24 protein-coding genes are annotated in these 19,735 nt (G+C 46.3%); 11 read left to right on the top strand and 13 right to left on the bottom strand.

Annotated features, from left to right (window positions below):
* Positions 1-79: 79 nt before the first annotated feature.
* The 4 genes from KJB05_RS18725 to KJB05_RS18740 all read right to left on the bottom strand — a co-directional run bounded on the left by KJB05_RS18725 (position 80) and on the right by KJB05_RS18740 (position 3,865).
* Positions 80-790 (bottom strand): HAD hydrolase-like protein, encoded by a 711-nt coding sequence (locus KJB05_RS18725; RefSeq protein WP_208446028.1) that lies wholly within the window; start codon positions 788-790, stop codon positions 80-82.
* A gap of 195 nt (positions 791-985) precedes the next feature.
* The gene (locus KJB05_RS18730) at positions 986-1,276 is read right to left on the bottom strand and encodes a putative quinol monooxygenase (protein ID WP_005435368.1); all 291 of its coding nucleotides are present in this window, start codon (positions 1,274-1,276) and stop codon (positions 986-988) included.
* A gap of 143 nt (positions 1,277-1,419) precedes the next feature.
* The gene (locus KJB05_RS18735; RefSeq protein ID WP_208446027.1) at positions 1,420-1,956 is read right to left on the bottom strand and encodes a DUF924 family protein; all 537 of its coding nucleotides are present in this window, start codon (positions 1,954-1,956) and stop codon (positions 1,420-1,422) included.
* 61 nt (positions 1,957-2,017) lie between these two features.
* Positions 2,018-3,865, bottom strand: a complete 1,848-nt coding sequence (locus KJB05_RS18740; RefSeq protein ID WP_208446026.1) for a M3 family metallopeptidase — start codon at positions 3,863-3,865, stop codon at positions 2,018-2,020.
* A 242-nt stretch (positions 3,866-4,107) separates the two neighbouring features.
* Here KJB05_RS18740 and KJB05_RS18745 point away from each other — a divergent pair, with 242 nt between their 5' ends.
* A complete protein-coding gene (locus KJB05_RS18745) occupies positions 4,108-4,479 on the top strand; it encodes a hypothetical protein (protein WP_033005074.1) in 372 nt (123 codons plus the stop codon).
* 10 nt (positions 4,480-4,489) lie between these two features.
* Here KJB05_RS18745 and KJB05_RS28885 read toward each other — a convergent pair whose 3' ends face one another.
* Together KJB05_RS28885 and KJB05_RS18750 are read right to left on the bottom strand one after the other, a co-directional pair.
* Positions 4,490-4,624, bottom strand: coding sequence for a hypothetical protein (locus KJB05_RS28885; protein ID WP_258070486.1), 135 nt, complete (start codon positions 4,622-4,624; stop codon positions 4,490-4,492).
* A gap of 2 nt (positions 4,625-4,626) precedes the next feature.
* The gene (locus KJB05_RS18750) at positions 4,627-5,151 is read right to left on the bottom strand and encodes a hypothetical protein (RefSeq protein WP_208446025.1); all 525 of its coding nucleotides are present in this window, start codon (positions 5,149-5,151) and stop codon (positions 4,627-4,629) included.
* 154 nt (positions 5,152-5,305) lie between these two features.
* Between KJB05_RS18750 and KJB05_RS18755 the strand changes: the two genes are divergently transcribed.
* On the top strand, positions 5,306-6,994 hold the full coding sequence (locus KJB05_RS18755; RefSeq protein WP_208446024.1) for an amidohydrolase: 1,689 nt from the start codon (positions 5,306-5,308) through the stop codon (positions 6,992-6,994).
* 58 nt (positions 6,995-7,052) lie between these two features.
* Here the strand turns inward: KJB05_RS18755 and KJB05_RS18760 are convergent, their stop codons facing one another.
* The gene (locus KJB05_RS18760; RefSeq protein WP_009706819.1) at positions 7,053-7,226 is read right to left on the bottom strand and encodes a hypothetical protein; all 174 of its coding nucleotides are present in this window, start codon (positions 7,224-7,226) and stop codon (positions 7,053-7,055) included.
* 237 nt (positions 7,227-7,463) lie between these two features.
* Between KJB05_RS18760 and KJB05_RS18765 the strand changes: the two genes are divergently transcribed.
* From KJB05_RS18765 to KJB05_RS18775, 3 genes are all read left to right on the top strand, one after another.
* Positions 7,464-8,594 (top strand): sugar diacid recognition domain-containing protein, encoded by a 1,131-nt coding sequence (locus tag KJB05_RS18765; protein WP_208446023.1) that lies wholly within the window; start codon positions 7,464-7,466, stop codon positions 8,592-8,594.
* Positions 8,595-8,742: 148 nt separating this feature from the next.
* The gene (locus tag KJB05_RS18770) at positions 8,743-9,876 is read left to right on the top strand and encodes a glycerate kinase (protein ID WP_208446022.1); all 1,134 of its coding nucleotides are present in this window, start codon (positions 8,743-8,745) and stop codon (positions 9,874-9,876) included.
* A 166-nt stretch (positions 9,877-10,042) separates the two neighbouring features.
* Positions 10,043-11,422, top strand: coding sequence for an IS4 family transposase (locus tag KJB05_RS18775; protein WP_213053097.1), 1,380 nt, complete (start codon positions 10,043-10,045; stop codon positions 11,420-11,422).
* A 95-nt stretch (positions 11,423-11,517) separates the two neighbouring features.
* Here KJB05_RS18775 and KJB05_RS18780 read toward each other — a convergent pair whose 3' ends face one another.
* The gene (locus tag KJB05_RS18780; protein ID WP_208446082.1) at positions 11,518-12,954 is read right to left on the bottom strand and encodes a PLP-dependent aminotransferase family protein; all 1,437 of its coding nucleotides are present in this window, start codon (positions 12,952-12,954) and stop codon (positions 11,518-11,520) included.
* 109 nt (positions 12,955-13,063) lie between these two features.
* Here KJB05_RS18780 and KJB05_RS18785 point away from each other — a divergent pair, with 109 nt between their 5' ends.
* The 4 genes from KJB05_RS18785 to KJB05_RS18800 all read left to right on the top strand — a co-directional run bounded on the left by KJB05_RS18785 (position 13,064) and on the right by KJB05_RS18800 (position 15,576).
* The gene (locus KJB05_RS18785) at positions 13,064-13,981 is read left to right on the top strand and encodes a DMT family transporter (protein ID WP_208446081.1); all 918 of its coding nucleotides are present in this window, start codon (positions 13,064-13,066) and stop codon (positions 13,979-13,981) included.
* A 62-nt stretch (positions 13,982-14,043) separates the two neighbouring features.
* Positions 14,044-14,331 carry a hypothetical protein gene (locus KJB05_RS18790; RefSeq protein ID WP_009706824.1) on the top strand — a complete coding sequence of 96 codons (288 nt, stop codon included), beginning with the start codon at positions 14,044-14,046 and terminating at the stop codon, positions 14,329-14,331.
* A 67-nt stretch (positions 14,332-14,398) separates the two neighbouring features.
* Positions 14,399-14,770, top strand: a complete 372-nt coding sequence (locus tag KJB05_RS18795; RefSeq protein WP_208446080.1) for a c-type cytochrome — start codon at positions 14,399-14,401, stop codon at positions 14,768-14,770.
* Positions 14,771-15,048: 278 nt separating this feature from the next.
* A complete protein-coding gene (locus KJB05_RS18800) occupies positions 15,049-15,576 on the top strand; it encodes a hypothetical protein (protein ID WP_208446083.1) in 528 nt (175 codons plus the stop codon).
* A gap of 96 nt (positions 15,577-15,672) precedes the next feature.
* Here KJB05_RS18800 and KJB05_RS18805 read toward each other — a convergent pair whose 3' ends face one another.
* Positions 15,673-16,101, bottom strand: coding sequence for a MarR family transcriptional regulator (locus KJB05_RS18805; RefSeq protein WP_005435347.1), 429 nt, complete (start codon positions 16,099-16,101; stop codon positions 15,673-15,675).
* Between the two features lie 10 nt (positions 16,102-16,111).
* The gene (locus tag KJB05_RS18810) at positions 16,112-16,753 is read right to left on the bottom strand and encodes a cytochrome b/b6 domain-containing protein (protein ID WP_208446079.1); all 642 of its coding nucleotides are present in this window, start codon (positions 16,751-16,753) and stop codon (positions 16,112-16,114) included.
* Positions 16,754-16,885: 132 nt separating this feature from the next.
* On the opposite strand from KJB05_RS18810, the gene KJB05_RS18815 reads away from it, so the two are divergent.
* Complete coding sequence (locus tag KJB05_RS18815) at positions 16,886-17,329, top strand: cytochrome c (RefSeq protein WP_208446078.1); 444 nt, start codon at positions 16,886-16,888, stop codon at positions 17,327-17,329.
* Positions 17,330-17,397: 68 nt separating this feature from the next.
* Positions 17,398-18,057 (top strand): hypothetical protein, encoded by a 660-nt coding sequence (locus KJB05_RS18820; protein WP_208446077.1) that lies wholly within the window; start codon positions 17,398-17,400, stop codon positions 18,055-18,057.
* Between the two features lie 14 nt (positions 18,058-18,071).
* Here the strand turns inward: KJB05_RS18820 and KJB05_RS18825 are convergent, their stop codons facing one another.
* The 3 genes from KJB05_RS18825 to KJB05_RS18835 form a co-directional block, all read right to left on the bottom strand.
* The gene (locus KJB05_RS18825; protein ID WP_199481702.1) at positions 18,072-18,521 is read right to left on the bottom strand and encodes a GNAT family N-acetyltransferase; all 450 of its coding nucleotides are present in this window, start codon (positions 18,519-18,521) and stop codon (positions 18,072-18,074) included.
* A gap of 74 nt (positions 18,522-18,595) precedes the next feature.
* Positions 18,596-19,096 carry a GNAT family N-acetyltransferase gene (locus KJB05_RS18830; RefSeq protein WP_208446076.1) on the bottom strand — a complete coding sequence of 167 codons (501 nt, stop codon included), beginning with the start codon at positions 19,094-19,096 and terminating at the stop codon, positions 18,596-18,598.
* Positions 19,097-19,156: 60 nt separating this feature from the next.
* Entirely contained in the window at positions 19,157-19,627 is a 471-nt protein-coding gene (locus KJB05_RS18835; RefSeq protein ID WP_208446075.1) for an HAD family hydrolase, read from the bottom strand.
* Between the last annotated feature and the right edge of the window lie 108 nt (positions 19,628-19,735).

Consider the following 19,735-nt stretch of genomic DNA (forward strand, 5'->3'; position numbering starts at 1 on the left):
AGCAAAAGGCTTTGTGTCTTACTGTGTATTTAAGAGCTTTAGCTTCGCGTTTCTTTAGTTTCGCGTTTATAGAGAGAGGCTAAGCGTACTTGCCAATGATGCCGAGCAAGTCTTCCACTTGATGTGCCACATAATCGGGCTGGGCGTTCCAGTGCTCTGGTTGAGCGCCGCTGTACGCCGCTGCTACGGCAATCACTTTGCAGCTGCCACCTAACTGATGCTCGATATTACGCGCAAACTGCGTGTCTGCCTCGTGGTCACCAATGTACATCAGCAGTTGTTTATCAGAGTGCCCAAAGATGGACTCGATGCATTTAATGCCGCCAAAAGGATCCGGTTTTTGATGCCCGTTAGACACATCATCGTAGCCCACGATAGCTTTAAACGGTGTATTGATTTGGTTGGCGCTGAGTACGTTACGAATGTTGGATTGCGAGTTCTGAGAGCAGACGCCGTGTGGCAGGTGTTCGAACGCGTTCACTACATCGGTAATGCCACTGAATAGATTCACTGGTGTTTGGTTTTGCTCTTGGTGCTCAGCCCACATGGTACCCGCGATGAGCATTTCATCATGGGACAGACCATAGTAGTTTACGTACAGATCTTGCCAGTTTTTCGCCCCGTGATTGGCATGATGGTAATCCACTTCACTGCGTAGGTATTTCGGCAAGTTATCCCCGGTCAGGTGCGGTGCTACAACGGACAATATCGCTTTGGTGATGTCGATATTTTTCGGAACAGAATTTACTAGGGTGCCATCGTAATCCCACAATACGGCGTCTAACTTCATGCAAGACCTTTTGATACAGCGAAGGGTGAGTAGCTTTAAATCTTGCCAGTCTTAATGGGGAGATAATCAGATCTTGCTCATGTTTTCATAAGCTTGCTTTGAGTCGCTCGGAAGAGAGAACAAGCGAGAGAATAACAAAAAGCCAGCAAGGTGATGGTTGCTGGCTTTCTAGTGCGTGCTGCGTTGTACAAGGCGTTAAGCGATGTGCGACATCTCGTTTAGAGTGAAGGTGTCTACCGCGCCTTCAGTTGCTTTCATGTATTGCGCTAGGTGCTCGTTGTCCATGTGCGTGCGCCATAGTTCGCGTGATTCCCAGTTTTCGTAGAAAGTGAAATGCGCTGGGTTTTCGTTATCTTGGTGAAGGTCGTAGTTGATGCAACCTTCTTCGGCACGAGTGACATCAATCAGTTTAAGTAGCTCGGCTTTTACCAATTCTACTTGGTCTGCTTTGGCGATGATGTTAGCGACGATAGTCAATTTAGCCATGATGGAAATCCTCTGTTGATCGTGATGTATCGTGTTGACGAGGTAAAGATTAGTCGCGAATCACTAAATGATAAACAGCACAATGATTGATTTATTATCAAATATAAATTGATAATCGAACTTCAATCTTGTGCTAGCTGTGTTTAAAAACTGGAACCCGGCTGTTGTAAGAATTCCACTTCTTCTGCGGTGCTATCACGGTCCAAAATCGCATTGCGGTGCGGGTAGCGACCAAAGCGATCGATGATCACTTTATGCTTTAGTTCGAACTCGTAGTTCGATTCTCGACCCAGCGCTTTGAACAGCTTCTCTGCCTCTTCATGAATCCGCTTAGACTCACTGTGCATAAATGGCATGTACAAAAAGCTGCGTTCAACGTCCGTCAATTCTTGGTCTAAGCCTAGACGAATTGCCTCTTGTGCCAAAGCAAGCGCGAGAGCATCTTGAGCGAACGCTTTGGGCGTATCGCGGTAAACGTTGCGAGAGAATTGGTCGAGCACGATGATCTCTGCCAGACGGCCTTGCGCTGTGTCTCGCCAGCCAAATAACTCAGATTGAGCGGCTTGTTCTAAGGTAGTGAGAAAGCGTGTTTCGATTTGTTTATCGACGTCGGCATTACTCACAAACCAGTCTTTTGGTTCCAGTTCTTCAAACCAGAAAATCAGGATATCTTGGTACATGGTTGCTTCCCTGATAGAAAAAGAGCTAGGGGTATATAATACCCCCAGCTCTTGGTTTGGCTTATCGACCGTAAGTCTCTTGGATGTAGCGCTCAAACTGCTCACACATCTGCTCGTCTGAGACCGTATTGCTCGCAAGCTCTTTGCTGCCATCCACCACCTTGATGCTGGCATTTAAAGACGCCACTGGGGCACGTTCACGAGTTTGCAGCGAGGCAATTTTTTTCTGCTGAACTTCCCATGCTTGTTCTGGCGATAAGTTACACACGTCAGCCAGATACTTAGCGTTAAAGCCCTCACCCGTTAGGCTAACGATAGTCTCGTTGTGCGATAGGTGATTACCCGCATGCCAGTAATGTTTCGCCAGTAGCGGACCAATCTCTGGGTTGTCAGTCAGGTAGCCAAACTTGTCGAGGAAGTAAGCGCGAGTCTGGTAAACCGCCATGTGTGCTAGCAAGTAACCGTGGTAGGCACACGCTGCTTCATCAGACAGAAGGTGTGGAATTGCCATCAATGGGCGTGGGCTGCATTCCAAACCAAGAATTTGCTTCTCACAATCGCGTGCCAGCTTAGTGATGCGCTCTGGCGTCAGCTCTTCATCGCTTAATTGGTAAAGCGCACGTTCAAAATACGGCACAACCAAAATGCTGCGCTCTTCGTACGCTTTGAATGGCTGACGGCTGTTGATCATCGCTTGAATGATCTCATCCGGTACTGGGTTACCTTCTGCGTCCAACGCGTATTGTTTGAGCCAATCGGCATCGGTTAGCAGGCTGTCACAGAACATGGATTGTGTTTCTGCGTATGCCATGGAAGTTGGTGCGAATTCTTGAGAGAAACACGGCGCGTTCATCTTAACGTTAGCGAAGTGCGCAGCGTGACCGCCTTCGTGGAACAGAGTATTGATGCCATCGTAGCCGCTGCCCACTTGGTCTGGTTTCGCGTTACTGGTGAAGTTCACCTGCGCGGCAACCCATTCGCCTTGGTTGTAGAACGATGGGATAGGACCATGGCAGAAACCATTTGGGTATTTGCCTTTGCGATCAAGCAGGTCTAGCGTCAGTTCTGCGCCTGAGTATTCGATGTTAAGACGACCGAACGATTCCACCCAGCGACGTAGCGACTTTGAGAACGGTACGTACGGGTCTAAGTCACGCATGACATCACCCGCGAACGAGTACACAAAGTTGTAGCCAGTCAGTGCGCTTTGACCTTTCTGCTCAGCAAGGTTTGCCAAGCTGTTTAGGTGAGCATCGCGCGTGCGCTGTTCAAAGTCATCTAAGATGCTGAACAGTTGTTCTGAGCTCATCTTTTCCGTCTTCTTCACTGAGTAATCAAAGAAGGTCTCGTAGCCTAAAGAACGTGCGAATTGGTTACGCAGTTTGATCAGCTCAATAAAGCCGTTTTGCAGCAACCATTGCTCAAGGTCGAGCAGCGTTTGGTGCGCAGATTGACGCACTTCTTCGTGATTATTGGCGCGAATGGTCGAAGATAATACTGGCAAAGAGCCCTCGGCTTGTTCACCATTTTCATTGGTAAATGTCAGAACGTGATTTTGCTTTTTCTCGAACAACTCGGCTTCAAATGCAATCAGAGCATTTTTTTGCGCTTGAGCTTGTTCGCCTTCAATTGCATGCGATTCAAACGTTGCCAACCAGCCTTGCAGACCAATTTGCGTTTGCTGCTTCTCTTGTGGATTTGTGATTGTTTCAGCCGCTTCAAGTTGCGCTTTGATAGCTGAGATTTGCTCGGCGTTACTTAAGAAATTGGTCCAAGCGGTTTGTGCTTTTGTCGAACCATCGTGGTCGTCGCTGATGCCCATGTACGTCTCCCAAAAGAAATCTTCTTTGGTGCGATGGATAGCGAGGTAACGTTGGTTGAGGTCGTTTAGGTATTCCGTTGCAGTCATTTTGATCCTTCAAATGTTTGCTTTATTGAGGTTTTTATCGTCATTGATTATGGCACGCATAAGTAGCAGAAAGGAATGCGAAATCCATTTGCCATGTTTATGGCTTGTAAACAGGAATTTACCGCACTTTTTACATGTGCAGACGTCAGTCACAAAATTTTTCCGTTTTTGATTAGTAATGGCCGTTCTCTATTTATAAAATTCGGTCTTTCGCAGTGGTGCTGAAAGTAAGGAAAACAATAATGAAAACAAGAATCGCAGCTCTAACAATGGGGCTAACCTTGGTGGGATGTTCAGCAACAACACCAACCAATGACCAAGTTTTTAATATCGAGGAAAACTGCGCCGTCATTATGAGTGAAGGAGTGACGCCAGAAGAACGTTGGAGCGCTTACAACAAGCTTATTGAAAGCTATGGCGACCATTATGTATCTGATAAGAACCGCTTGGAATTGGCTCGATGGAACTCATTTCGCCAAAAACTGATTCGCGATGAGAGTCATCAATTACTCAAAGAATTTATTGAAGTGAGTGACTGGGGCTGCGCAAATGGCAATTACCTTGAAGAGATGTACTTATTTGTGAAGGAAACACAAGCGAGCAAATCAGAGTAAGACCTGCGCTTTACTCGTCTTCATCCGATTCTTGATGCTGATTGATCTCTTTACCACACCCTAAACATTGGTTTGAGAGGTCGGTTGGCATCATGATGATCAAACCGCAATGAGGGCATAAATCGCCTTGGTCGTATTTTCTCATTACTAAATCCCCTGTTTGGTTAAGACTTTTTGCAGTTCTTGTTCATAACGTTGAGCTGCATCAGCCAATGCATTTTCGCTATATTCGCGTTCGAATATCGGAGAATTTTTTGCTCCTGTACCGAGATAAACTCGAATGTGGGGGACGTTTTCGTTGTGCTCTTGAACAATACAAAGTCCAACTGCGTGGTCATGATCCATTTTGTATCGCAAGTAGAAGTCGAGTTTTCTGTTTCCGTTTAATCTAGCGCCACCCGTCTTTACGTTGTTGTGTTCTAGAGTATTGAATTTTAATACGTACTTCTTTTGCATTTCTTCAGCAATAGCTTGAAGTTCAACGGCATATGGGTTGCTAGGTGGAACGAACTCTTTAGTTTGAGGTGATTTGGCCTTGAGTTTTGTTTCGATTGCATTAACGACTACGTTCGCATCTTTGTTGAGACTCTTTTTCGCATTGGTGAGCATACGTCGAAGTTTATTGTCATCATTGGTATTACAGACGATATCTAGCGTTTTTTCGATACTCATTCTTCACCTCTCATTAAGTTACGGAATGATATTCTATATATTATTTTTGAGAAGGTCAAAAATGAATCGATTAGCCCTGATTTTACGAAGTAGAACAGCAAACTAAACCAATTTGCATATACTCAATGTGTTAGCGAATACAACGGAAGGTGTCATGTTAACTCCTCATAGACTGATTCTTGGTGCTGCGTTGCTGCCTGTATTTAGCGCGTGGACGAATGCTGCTGAACAAACCGCAGACGTGGTGTACATCAACGCTGGTATTTATGGTCACCCAAAAGCAGACGCTGTTGCCGTGCATGATGGACGGATTGCTTTTGTTGGCGATAAAGCCAAGGCACAAATGTGGGTTGGTGAGGGCACGGAAGTGGTGGATTTGACTGATACCTACTTGTTGCCAGGTTTTGTCGATAACCACAATCATGTGTTTGAGGCGGCTTCCGAAGCAGGCGGTACGTGCTTGTTGCAAGCTGGCACCTTGTTGGATGAGCAAATCCCACAACTGCAAGACTGTAAAGAGTTTGTCCAAGATGGCGAATGGTTGATGGGGTACGGTTTTACGCTTGATGCGACCTTGTCGGAAGAAAACCAGCGCACACCTTTGGAAGTAATCGATGAAGTATTTCCTGAGACGCCAGTGGTGTTAATGGAGCAAACCTCTCACTCGATGTGGGTTAACTCGGCTGCGCTGAAAGCGGCGAACATTGATAAAAGCACACCTGATCCGCAAGGCGGCCGTATTCTCAAAGATCCTGATACTGGTGAGTTGAATGGCATCTTGCTTGATAACGCTGGTGATTTAGTGATGGAACTGGCTTGGAACAGCATGAGTGCGCAATTTGCGGTGAGCTACCAAGGTTTGTTGACGGGATTAGAAGAAGCTGCGCTTTACGGCATTACCACTATTGGTGATGGGAGAATGTACTGGAAGCGAGGTTGGTATGAAGTATGGAAAGAGAGCGAAAAACGAGGTGATCTGACCGCTCGTGTCTCTTTGCGACCATGGATCTATCCGACTGACAGCATGGACTCTCAACTGTCGTATTTGAAAGGCATTCAGTCCGACGACATCTCTCGCTTGCTGCTGGTGAACCAAGTCAAAATGTACAGTGATGGCATCTTCATCAATGGTACTGCCAAAACCCTTACGCCTTATCTTGATACTTACCTGCCTGATTCTCCTTATGGGCTGAATTACATTTCGCCACAAGCGATGCCTGAATGGCTAAGCAAGCTCGATAAACTGGGTTATAGCGCTCATATTCATGCTATCGGTGACGGTGGTATTCGTGAATCACTCGATGCAATTGAGAAGGTGCGCAGTCAGGGCAATCAGCGACGTTACACTTTGACGCATGTCGAGTTGGTGAACAGCAAAGACGTGCCAAGGTTTGCCAAGTTAGGTGTCACGGCAGACTTTCAAATTGGCTCCGATTATGTGGCTTATCATGATCACCAATGGGCAGAAGCTTTCTTAGGTGCTAAGCGAGCGAGAGCCTTGATGAACCTGCGCGCGCTTTATAATGCCGAAGCTAACGTGACGTTAAGCAGCGATTGGAATGTGCATGATTTGAACCCATTGGTCGGCATCTCCAATAGCTTGGTGATGGGCGAAACCGGATTGCCAAACGTCTCAGCTGCGATTGATGCCTACACGATTCATCCGGCTTACAGCTTGGGTTTAGAAAAGGAAATTGGCTCAATCGATATCGGGAAATCAGCAGACTTTGCTGTATTGGATCAAGACATCACCCAGTTGAAAGCGGAAGAGATAGCCCAAGCTCGTGTCCTTATGACTATATTGAGAGGGGAAGTGGTCTACGAGCAATTGGATGACGAATAAGCCGAGCGATGACTCACTCGGCTGAAAGGTTGTTGTCTTTTAGAAGCGTATTTAGAGACTATTGCTCAGGGTATTCGCCCATACCTTGCGTTTGCCCTTCTGCTTTCCAATGCTCGCCTGGGTCAAAGGCTTCATCGCATAGATCAACGGTGTAGCCCATTTCGGTAATTTCTTTCAGGGTGAGGTTGTCAGCAATTTTGGCAATGTCGCCCGCCTTGTTCCGCAGTTCCATGGTTTCCCTCCGGTCACTGTTTGGTTGTCGGTTCAAGTCGCGCCAAGCATAAAAACTTGGGTGGCTCGGTTATAAGTATAAGCAGTGATGAAGGACTTTTTGGGTTAATAGCCATAATTTATTTAAGGTTAATTGGTCGGTATAACACTTTGGCGTCGATACCAGTTCAATATCATGGCGATAGAAGACAAAGTGTGATTTATTGACGCCTCAATCGTGGAGATTTTAGGAACGGAAATGGTGATTCTCGACCACACACTCGCGCAGCAAATCGTCGATCGCACCATGTCGATCATTGGTCACAACATCAATGTGATGAACGCGGCAGGGACCATTATTGGTAGCGGTGATGCTGAGCGTATTGGTCAAAAGCACGATGGTGCAGTGCTGGCGCTGAATCATGGTGACTCGTTAGAGTTGGATGAGCAAAGTTGCCAATCATTGCAAGGCGTGAAACCGGGCATCAATATGCTGCTGCACTTTAAAGGTGAAGTCGTTGGCGTGGTGGGTGTGACTGGTAACCCTGAACACATCCGAGCGTTCGCTCAGTTAGTGAAGATGACAGCGGAACTGACGATTGAACAAGCTTCGCTGGTGGAGCAATTGCAATGGGATCGACGCCATCAAGAAGAGTTTGTTTCAGCATGGTTGAACCAACAACTTAGTGATTCTGAGCACCACGATTGGGCGCAGCGTCTTTCCATCGATTTAACAACACCACGAGTTGCTGTCGTGATCGAGCTTAAAGCAGAGAATGCTCCTGTTAGTTTGAACAGCGTGCGCGGCCTAGTTGACGTGCTGTATCGCTCTGAAGATAAGCCGTTGGTGGCGATCATGTCGATGAATGAAATTGTCGTTCTCAAGTCTTTACGTTCTTCTTCGAATGGTGACCAAAGTGCGCTCGAGAGCATTCAGCGCCGCTTAACTGCTAATCAAATTGATGATGTCCGTCTCGCGATTGGGCAACGTTTTGATGGCGCACAGCAGCTTCCTCTCTCCTACCAAAGTGCCAAGCAGGTGCTTGCTGTCGGTCGTCGCTCTCATCCAGAACAAACCATGCTGAGCTTTTCTGAATACCGCTTACCTGTGTTACTCGCCCCTTTAGCCGATTCTTGGCAAGGTGAACAACTCGCTCAAGCGATGGCAGCTTTGGTTTCGGCAGACAAATCTGGACAGTTGATAAAAACTTTGGAGGCGTATTTTCAATCCAATGGTAATGCCAATGATTGTGCTAAGGCTCTGTATATTCATAGAAATACCTTGAGATATCGTCTGGATAAAATCAGTGAAGTGACGGGCATTTCGACGCAAGATTTTACGGGATTGACCGAGCTTTATATCGCAAGCCAGTTAAGAAAGCTAAATTAGCTAATTGTGCAAATGCACAAAATAATTCAGGCATAGTCAGTATTATTTGGATGTTTGACTAAAGAATGTGCCGAATTTTTAAGTGAGAATAGCCACATTGATGACCTGCGACTTGTTCCTCGCAGCGTGCTGTTTTCAGGAGAATGAAATGAAAGTTGTGATTGCCCCAGATTCGTTTAAAGAGAGCTTGACCGCCAAGCAAGTGAGTGACGCGATCAAGACGGGTTTGTCTCGTGTTTGGCACGATGCAGAATTCGTTACGGTGCCTGTTGCTGATGGTGGTGAAGGGACAGTTCAATCTTTGATTGATGCGACTGAGGGTGAGCAGGTTTTCGTGACCGTAAAGGGCCCACTTGGCAATGATGTCGAGGCGTTTTACGGCATTCTAGGTGACGGTGAAACCGCAGTGATCGAGATGGCAGAGGCAAGTGGTTTGCACCTTGTGCCAAGTGAGCAACGTGACCCGAAAAACACCAGCAGCTTTGGTACTGGTCAGTTAATTTTGAATGCGCTTGATCGCGGTATTCAACGCTTGATTATTGGCTTGGGTGGCAGTGCAACCAATGACGGCGGCACGGGTATGCTGGCGGCTTTAGGTGTTAAGTTTCTAGACAGTGCTGGTCAGCTAATCACTCCTAACGGTGGCGGTTTAGTTGAGCTAACAAGCATTGATGTATCTGGTCTCGACGCTCGCTTAGCGCACTGCGAAGTGCTGGTAGCATGCGATGTGGACAACCCATTGTGTGGCGAGAAAGGTGCGTCAGCGATTTTTGGCCCACAGAAAGGGGCGATGCCGGCGGATGTTGAGCTGTTAGATTCTGCTCTAAGCAAATACGGCGAACTGACAGAGCAAGTGACAGGCAAGCATGTGCTGACTCAAAAGGGCGCAGGCGCTGCCGGTGGTATGGGCGCGGCGTTGCTTGGTTACCTACCAGCACGACTGAAGCCGGGTATCGAGATTGTACTAGAGACCGTAAAACTCGCAGAGCATGTAGCTGACGCTGATATTGTCTTTACTGGTGAAGGTCGTATTGATCATCAAACCGTGCATGGCAAGACACCAATGGGTGTGGCGAAAGTGGCGAAAGAATATGGTTTGCCTGTCATTGCCCTAGCAGGTTGCACAGGTGATAACTTCCAAGCCGTCTACGAGTGTGGCATTGACGCGGTATTCGTATGTGTACCACGCGCAATGAGCTTGCCAGAAGCTTTGGAAGAGGCGGAGGTGAACCTTGCGAACTTGGCTGAAAACGTAGCCAGATTGTGGCAATTACCTCGCTAACACTCCGTGTTTGGTTGAGCAGATAGCTCAGAGAACTCATATCAAAGCCTCCCAATTGCGGCTGTCTCTTATACACAAATCCCCAAGCTTATAGCTTGGGGATTTTTTTGAACTCTTTAACGTGTGTGCGCTCTGATCACTTAAGAATCCTTACTGAAACACTAAGATGACACACTCAGACGCTAAACTTTGGGCACAAGAACAATTTGGACAAGCACAACTTAAAGACCCTCGAAGAACACAACGCCTCATCAGTTTAGCGACTTCCATTGCTAATCAACCAGGAGTCTCCGTGGCTAAACTTCCTTTTTCTCCCGCCGATATGGAAGGGGCATATCGCTTTATCCGCAATGAAAACATCGATGCAAAAGACATCGCTGAAGCAGGTTTTCAATCAACGGTATCTCGAGCTAACGAGCATGAGGAATTACTCGCGCTTGAAGATACAACAACGCTCTGTTTTCCTCATCGAAGTATAAAAGATGAACTCGGGCACACGAATCAAGGCGACAGAATTCGAGCTCTCCATGTACATTCGACGTTACTTTTTGCACCACAAAGTCAGACCATTGTTGGTCTTATAGAGCAACAACGATGGAGCCGAGATATTACTAAGCGTGGGCAAAAGCACCAACACGCGACTCGTCCTTACGAGGAGAAAGAGAGTTACAAATGGGAGCAAGCTTCTCGCCGTGTCGTTGAGCGCCTAGGGGATAAGATGTTAGATGTTATCTCGGTCTGTGACCGAGAAGCTGACCTATTCGAATACTTAACTTATAAACGTCAACATCAGCAGCGTTTTGTCGTTCGTTCAATGCAAAGCCGCTGTCTAGAAGAGCACGCTCAAAAGCTTTACGACTATGCGCAAGCGTTACCAAGCGTCCAGACAAAAGAGCTTACCATCCCCCAAAAAGGAGGAAGAAAAGCGAGAGATGTAAATCTTGATGTTAAATATGGTCAGGTGACATTAAAGGCTCCAGCAAACAAAAAGGAGCACGCAGGCATACCTGTTTATTATGTTGGTTGCCTTGAGCAAGGGACATCAAAAGACAAGTTAGCATGGCACCTCTTGACGTCGGAGCCAGTAAACAACGCTGAAGACGCCATGAGAATTATCGGTTATTACGAGCGTCGATGGCTGATTGAAGACTTCCATAAAGTCTGGAAAAGTGAAGGTACGGATGTGGAGTCACTAAGACTCCAAAGTAAAGGTAACTTAGAGAGGTTAAGTGTCATCTATGCCTTTGTTGCGACACGTTTATTGGCGTTACGCTTCATTAAAGAGGTTGATGAGCTATCAACAGAAAGTTGTGAAAAGGTCTTGGGCAAAAAAGCTTGGAAGCTGCTGTGGTTGAAACTAGAAAGTAAGACGTTACCTAAAGAAACGCCGGATATGGGCTGGGCGTACAAGAATCTCGCTAAATTAGGCGGTTGGAAAGATACCAAGAGGACGGGCAGAGCTTCAATAAAGGCACTTTGGGAAGGATGGTTTAAACTACAAACCATCCTTGAAGGCTACGAACTCGCAATGTCTCTTGATCACTAGACTTGTGATCAAGAGACAGCCCAATTGCGGAGGCTTTGTTGTTTCTGGCGCTGAATGTTTGGAACGGAATGCTGGGAACGAAACGTCTGGAGCGACTACTTGGCATGTTGAGCAATCAGTGCTGCAAGCGTTTCCATCGCAGGGAGCCAGTTTTTCTCCGCTCCATAGTTCGCCACGCTGAGACGAATGCAGTTTTGATACTGTCCCTGAGTGCCAAATACCGAGCCGGGCAGAATACTGATTTTGTGTTCGTTACAGGCTTGATAAAGCGCATAGCTGTCAGTCTTGGGTGGCAAGCGTAACCAAAGCAAGAATGAACCTTGTACTGCATTGATTTTATAGCGGTTCTTTAGCTCAAAGTGTGCATCCAAGCATTGATTGAGCATCTGCAAATATCGTCTTACGTTGGATTGGTAAACACGGCACATACGCGCAGTGTGAGTTCGGTACTTACCTGAGGTTAGGAAAGTGCCCACCGCCGATTGCATCAAGTTCAAACTGCCCATGTTTTCACATAACAGGTATTGCTCGACTTGAGCGCGATAACGTCCCGCTAGCATCCAACCAATACGAAGGCGTGAATCAAGCGTTTTCGATAAGGAGTTGACGTAAATCACCCGTTGTTTCTCGTCCAATTTGCGCAAGCTTGGCAAGGGTTCGTCGTAACTTAACGCGCCAAATACATCATCTTCAATGATTGGAATATCTCCAGAAACCTTAAGCAGTCGCTCTCGTCTTTCAAGAGGCATCATTGAGCCTGTTGGGTTGGTGAAGTTTGGCGTGACAATAATGACTTTGATCTCCCACGTCGCCATGGCCTTTTCCAGCGCATCTGGATCCATACCATCACGAGGGCAGCTAGGGATCTCAACCACTTGTAAACCGAGGGATTCGAGCATCAATAAGTTGCCGAAATAGCAGGGTGATTCCACCGCCACAATGTCCCCTGTCTGTGTTGTTGCTCTAAGGGCAAGACTGATCGCTTGCTGTGCACCGTGGGTAACCAAAAGATCATCCACGTTTGCTGGCGTTCCCAGATCTTGGGTGATCTTCGCCAGCTGTTTGACCAATAAATCATCACCAGGTGGCAATTGATAATGGCTGGAAATATGGCTTTGTTGGCGACTCTGGCGGCCAATTTCGGCATATAGACTTTTGATGGCTGGCGCGTCAATGTTCGGGTGTGCTGAACCTGTCGGAAGCAGCTCTTGATACTCGGGGTAGGTGAGGATTTGTTTGCACACCGAGAGCAAATCCACACGCGTAGGCTTAGCGATCTTGGCTTCATGTCGCTCGGTTGGCTTTACTCGATAACCAGATTTTGGCACCGAGTAAACCATGCTTTGTGCTTCTAGCTCCTGATAAGCGCGGATCACCGTGTTCTTGCTTACCTTGAGTTCAGTGCTCAATTGACGGATGGAGGGCAACTTGTCGTCTGGCTGATAAACCCCATTGCTGATCGCTTGTTTGAGATGCTTCTCGACGATCAAATACTTATTGGCATCAAGTGTACTTGCTAAATCTGTACCCATAAAAACACTTCCATCTGTCACTTTTTGAAAACACTGTACCTAACTACATTAGCAACATTCGAGATTAAAAACATTCAAGATTTAAAAGTAAGTAGAGTGAGGGCGAATCATGTTAATCAGAGCCATTCCTTTTGTGTTCGTGATCCTTTGGGCTTCTGGATTTGTTGGTGCGCGATTTGGTTTGCAGTATGCCGAGCCTGCGACCTTGTTGTCGATTCGCATGGCGTTTAATGTCCTGCTGTTTTTGGTGATTGTGGCCTTTCTGCGTCGTCGCATTCCAGCGGGAAAAGACTTTTGGCACAGCTGCGTTGTCGGGATATTGATTCACGGCTTTTACCTAGGCGGGACGTACTTTGCCATCAGTTTGGGGATGCCGGCTGGCTTAAGTTCGCTACTCGTCGGTATACAACCTATTTTAACGGCCGTATTGCTGGTGGCGTTCGCTTCTGAGCAGTTCAAACCATCACAGTGGATTGGTCTTTCATTAGGTTTTGTCGGTATTGCTATGGTGCTCATGGGTAAGATGGAGTGGCAATCCGATCTGCACAAAACCTTAGCGATTGGCGTTTGCTTGTCGTCGTTATTTGGTATTACGCTTGGCACTTTGTATCAAAAGAAATATTGCCAACAAGTGGATATGGTAGGCGGCGCGACCGTGCAGTATTTAGCGGCATTGGCCATGTTCCTGCCACTCGCGATGCAGTTTGAAACCATGCAGGTGCAATGGACGACGGAATTCATTCTTACTTTAATCTGGCTTGTGGTCGTGCTGTCTTGTGTGGCGATTCTGTTGTTGCTGTACATGGTGAAAAATGGCGCGGCATCGAGTGTTGCTTCTGTGTTCTACCTTGTGCCTCCGACCACGGCGCTTCAAGCTTGGTTTGCCTTCGGTGAGTCGTTTGATTGGATGGGCATTATTGGCTTTGTATTAGCGGCGACGGCGGTCTACTTAGTGGTGAAAAAGCCTGAGCTACCAATGTTTAAATCAAAGGTTGCAAAGCAGAAACGTAAAATATACCTAAATTAGGTAGGGACATTTGCGTGCCAGAGAGTACAATCCGGCTCCTTACATGTTTGTGGAGTCGGATGATGACCGTCAAGCCAGATCGAATGAGCGCGATGCGCAATATCATTGAACAAGTGAAAGCAGAATTGCCGATTTATGAATCGGAGACCTTTGTTTGCGGCCCTGAGGGTAAATGCATTGGTTGCCCTAAAAAACTGTTGGAAATGGTCGATTCTGAACTGAGCTATTGGGAATCTGCAATGGATCGCGGTATCACGCCTCAGTTTGATGAAATCCGCCGATTCGGCAAAATGTGCACCAGCGTACGCCGAGGTTTAATCCGCAATAACGTGCCGTTGCTCAACGCCTAATCAACACTTTTTCGACATCCCCCTCGTTACCTTGTCTTCATTGATTAAACGAAGACAAGGGGCTCTCATGCGCAAATTCTTTTTCTCTGCTGTTTTGTTATTACTTGCTTCCAGTTCTGGTTTTGCGGGTTACAAATGGTTCACTGACAACCAATATAGCGAAGCTGATCTTGCTGCGGGTAAGCAGCACTTTGAATCTTACTGTGTCTCTTGTCATGGTGATAAAGGGCATGGTGACGGATTGGTGACCAAGGCGACGAACATCAAGCCCGATAACATTTTTGATGAACTGACCAACCCATTCGGAACAAAAGTGGAGTTGATAGGGACGGTATTGGAAGGAGAGAATGGTCAAAGCGGTGCAATGCCACCATTCAACTCTGTGCTGAGTGAAAAGCAAGTAAATGACATTTTTGAATACATAAAAAGTATTAACTGAGCCAAATTCTTATTTTAGAAACAGTCACTTATTGGCTTTTGGTGTGCTTCAAGGTTTTGAATTCAGTCGAATTTCTACGTTACTTTCGCCGCTTTTTTCAAGGTAATTTGGCGGTCACTCTCAAGTTCTCGATTCCCTCGTTTTTTCTTATCATTTGCGCGTTTCTCTGCGTAATTTCAGCGATATATTGGCTCGGTTCTCACATGGATGTGGGAGCGAACCCCTATCATTTGTCTGTATGCTGAGAGTCAAAAGTGAAAACAAAAGGATTTACGTTGATGGAAATCACCATCGTCTTAGCAACCTTGGGTTCCATCGCTCTCGCTGCCTTGCCAATTCTGCTCGATATTAACCGTCAAGCCTACGTTTCTATGCTGCACAGTTCACAGTCTTCTCTGGGGACGTCTCTTAAGTTCTTCCATGCCAAAGTGATGATTGATGATGCGCAGGAGCGTAGACAAATCACGTACATTGATCATCAAGTGAACATGCTCAGTGGGATGCCAGAAGCCAGTGCAAATAGCATACGAGCATTATTAGAGATTGGTTTGCCTGCCAAAGGCAACTCACCCATTGATAAGCCGTGTGAAGGCAGCGATTTTTGCATTATGGGGAATCAATTCCCAAACAGTGCCTATTTTGTTGCGATTCCTGAGTATGAGTTCGCTGATCATTCTGGTTTAGATCGTGTGGTGTATATTTGGCCGCAAGGGTACACCTTGGAGCGTGAAGCGTGCTATTTCTATTACGTTAATCAAGCGTCTACGCGCTCGGTGGTTAGAGGGCATGTTACAGAAGGTTGCTAGACATCAAGCAAACTGACGCGAGCAAAAAAGTACAAAGTCCCAAGTGCAGAACTTGGGGCTTTGTTTATTCTTAGGTTGGAAAAACTTAGCGAAGCGCTAAATCTCTGCGACCAACTTTTTTAGCAAGCGAAGCATCTCTTTTTGTTCTGCTGGCTCTAGCGGACTCATCAGCTCTTTATTGACGGCCAGTGGAATTGGCACCAAGGTTTCTTTGAGGCTTCGTCCCTCTTCCGTTAGATAAATACGGAACGAGCGGCGGCTGTTTGGATCGGGATGGCGCTCTACCAAACCTAACTTCTCCAACTTGTCTAAGGTACGAGTCGTGGTCGAGTTTTCTACTTTAGATTTCGCTGCGATATCGCGCTGCGTCACGCCTTCTTCTTCCCACAAACACATCATGGTCGGCCAAAGTGCAACGGTAAGTCCGTGCTTTTTGAGCTCGGCTTCAAATCGTTTAGCTGCATCGTGTGCAACGACATTGATCATCCAGCCAAAGCTGTCTTGTCTGTCAAACTGTTCGCTCATTTTCTTACTCTCATGATAAGGCAACGATTGCCATGGTAACCAATGTTGCAGCAACTAGCACCCCTAAAGCACGGCTTTGCGGCGCGAGATAGACAATTTTCTGTTCCGTGATGAGCGCTTGCTTGTTCATTTGGGTTTGTTTACCTGTGATCATCGCTTTCAACAAGGGTTTACCTCTTAGTTTATAGAAAAGGATCGCACCAACATGTAAGGCGATCAGTAAAGGCAAAAGATCGGCCAAGGTCAGGTGTAACCACTCAAGCCCTGCAAACACGTTGTCGTTAAGCCAAACATCGGAATATGGCCACGTATCGAATAAGCCACCAAGCGCCATTCCCGAGGTACATTGAAGCAGCAATGTCGTCAGTAATGTCGCCACCATCCAGCCGCCTGCAGGATTATGACCCACAGTCGCCGCCGATTTACCTTTTAAGTAAGTAATGACACCTTTCGGCGAGCGGAGAAACTGTCGAAACAAACTGGTTTCGCTGCCGATAACTCCCCAAGCCAATCGCCATAATAATAAGGTGAATAACGCTAATCCCAATTGAATATGAGGTCCATTGCCAGACAACCCAGATGCCATCAAAGCGATAAACAGTAAGGCTTGAGCCCAGTGATAAAGTCGCGTTGCCAAATCCCAAATTTTCATAATTACCTCGATCTTTTCTCGGTGTGATGATCTTCTTTAAGGTAATTTACATAACAATAGTTGCTTATGCAATGGTTGTTATGTAAATTTATTTGCAACCAGACAGCAATAACGAAAAACCAGGAGAATGAAATGAAAAAGACATTGTCACTGATTGCACTTTTACCGACCATCTTTGTATCAACAACAGTGCTTGCCCAAGACTTCAGCGCTCAAATTGAATCGCGTCAGAATGCATTTGAGCAAATAGAGTCCCTGTCGAAACAAGCCGGTAAGACATTGAAAGGCAGCAATACCGATTGGCACGCGCTAGAACAGATTGGTCTTGAACTCACTCGTCACAGCGCGCAACTGCAACAAGCGTTTCCAGAGGGAAGCCAAGTTGATAGCAAAGCGAAGAAAGAAGTGTGGAGCAAACCAGATAACTTCAATCGCTTGATGCTGCAAATGGATGAAGGGTTTGCACAGTTGTATCAAGCTGCGCAGAACCAACAAGTTTCATCGGCTGAGGCAGGACTTAAGCAAGCTCAGAGCACTTGCCGAAGCTGCCATCGCGCATACCGCAGTCGTTGGTAATCAAGCAATTCACAACATTGAATTTATATTGAAGCAAAAAAGAAAATCGTTAAGTGAGAGGTAACCTTATGAAAAAAATCATTCTATTAAGCACGCTGACTGTGGCTTCTTTCTCTAGCTTTGCTGCTGATTATGGTGTGGAGCTGGCTTGGAACACCAATGATTCGGAGCTGGTTCTCAAAACATTGCCAGAACAGAAAGCGGCCTTTAGCCAACTGATCGAACAAGGTGATGTGAAAGACATGTTTGTTTTACCAAGCAGTATTGATGGTAAACCAGTACAGATTTTGCGTTTCGTGTTGTCGGCTGATAACGAGGCGGAAGTCGCCACTAAGCTGCAGGACTTACCTATGTACCAGCAAGATTTGGTGAAGATCGCGAGCATTCAACCACTAGGCGCCAAATGGTTAGACAACACGCCAGAAAGTGATAACTACAGAGTGACGTTGCGTTGGAAAGAGGGCATTGAGGCGTTAGAAATGGACCGTGTATTGGGTGTCGATCTCCAGCGAGTGATCAGCTTGAACAACTCCGGCTTAGTCACGTCGTCTTACATCAATACCCAAGTGTTGGAGAATGGTGTTGAGCGTCCGATTTACTCCGTCGCCGTATTGGCGAAAGATGCCCAACAGGCGCAAAACCTGATGTACTCTTTTGAAGCGGTACAGCTTGGGTATGCGACTTTTGAAATTGAATACTTGGGTAAAAAGCTAGATATGAAAAGCTAACTAAGCCTTTATGTTTAAAGGTCTAGATACAGACGCAACATGTCTTTGTGCTGGATACCGTTCTCCCAAATTGGTTCTGGGTAGTGGAGTAAGAAGTGATCTTTATCCACGCTCTCTACCCTGAAACCCAAGCGTTGATAGTAAGTCAGTTGGTAACCAAACGTCCCCGTTCCTAATATCAACTTTTGAAAAGATTGGCCTTTTAACTGTTCAATGGCAAATCGCAATAAATTTGAGCCAATACCACGTTGTTGATGCGTAGGTGCGACTGAGACGTTCATGATTTCAGCCTGCGTTTCTGAAAGCGGAAGCACCACGCATGTTCCGACGATCTGGTTCTCTTCCACCGCAACAAAACTCAATGAATTTGCAAGATAGCGATTAACGTTGTCTTGGTCTGGATCGGCTTCTAATAGCAAAGCCATCGGGATTTGATTTGGCGATAAGGGTTTATATTCAATCATCACAAGTACGCGGTAAATATTGGGTTCCGATCAGTATATCGCAAAGGCAATGTGGTCTTGCTACTAGAATCAACTTACGGATGCTTTAAGACCATTTTCTGACTCATCAGATATTTGCCGTTAGGCAGTAGCACTTCACCTAACTCGCCACAATGCTCGAAGCCAAACTTCTCATACAAAGCAATCGCAGGATGGTTGGTCTTGTAAACATTCAACGCAATAGTGTCATAGCCATATTGCCAACCGCTTTGAATGGCGGTGGTGAGTAGCTTTTTTCCTAACCCTTGGTTTCGATAGTGGCGGTCAATATGAATGCCGAGAATGCCCGTTTTAGCGAACTCACCTCCTTCGTAGCCACACATTTCGGCCGGGAAGATTTCGATACTGCCAACTAGGCGTTTTTCATCGAAGGCCACAAATTGGGGAATGGATTCTTTTTCCACACGAGTGATTACCTCCCTCAGCATCGTTTTGTTTGGCGCTGGCGAGCGTAAGTATTCTCCTTCCTCATAAACGCGATTCCAGAGCGAAATAAAGTGGTCAATGTCGTTGACGGTAATCGGTCTAATCTGCATTCATCTTCCTTGATTGGTGCATAAAGTTTAGTGGCTCAACTGTATTTGTGCGTATGTAGTTCAGGTGCTTAGCAACTCGGACAAACAACGTATTTGATTTGGGATGGGTTTGCTTGGTATTGGGAGGTCTTGAGGATTGAACCAAACGACGTTTAACCCTGCATCCATTGCTGGGTAAATGTCTTTTTCTGGTAAGTCGCCAACCATGGTAAGTTGGCTCGCCTCAACGCCCAATTGTTTTGCGACCGCAAGATAAAAATCAGGCTGATTCTTGGTAATCCCAAGGTTTGCAAAGCAAAAGTAGCCAGAAAGGTATTGGTCGAGCCCGACTCGTTGAAAGGCTTTTTGAACATCTTCCATCGCGGAATCTGATGCGCTGGTCGCGATATAAACTTGGTGATGTTGTGTGAGTTGAGCCAGAGTCTCTTTGGCTTGAGGAACGGTTTCAACGTGTTCCCAATCGCACATTTTTCCTTGTGCGTGAGGAAAATCGACCATCAAGGTGTTTCCCCAATCGAAAAGATAAATCATGTTCGAATCTCCTTTATTCGTACATCATATCGTCTTTTCGAAAAGGGAAGGAAAGCGCGAAAGATAAATGCGATTCACGTTAGCTTTAACGCTGAAATTCGCTTAAAT

It is taken from the genome of Vibrio sp. B1ASS3 (genome assembly GCF_905175355.1).
GTDB classification, from domain to species: Bacteria; Pseudomonadota; Gammaproteobacteria; order Enterobacterales; family Vibrionaceae; genus Vibrio; species Vibrio owensii.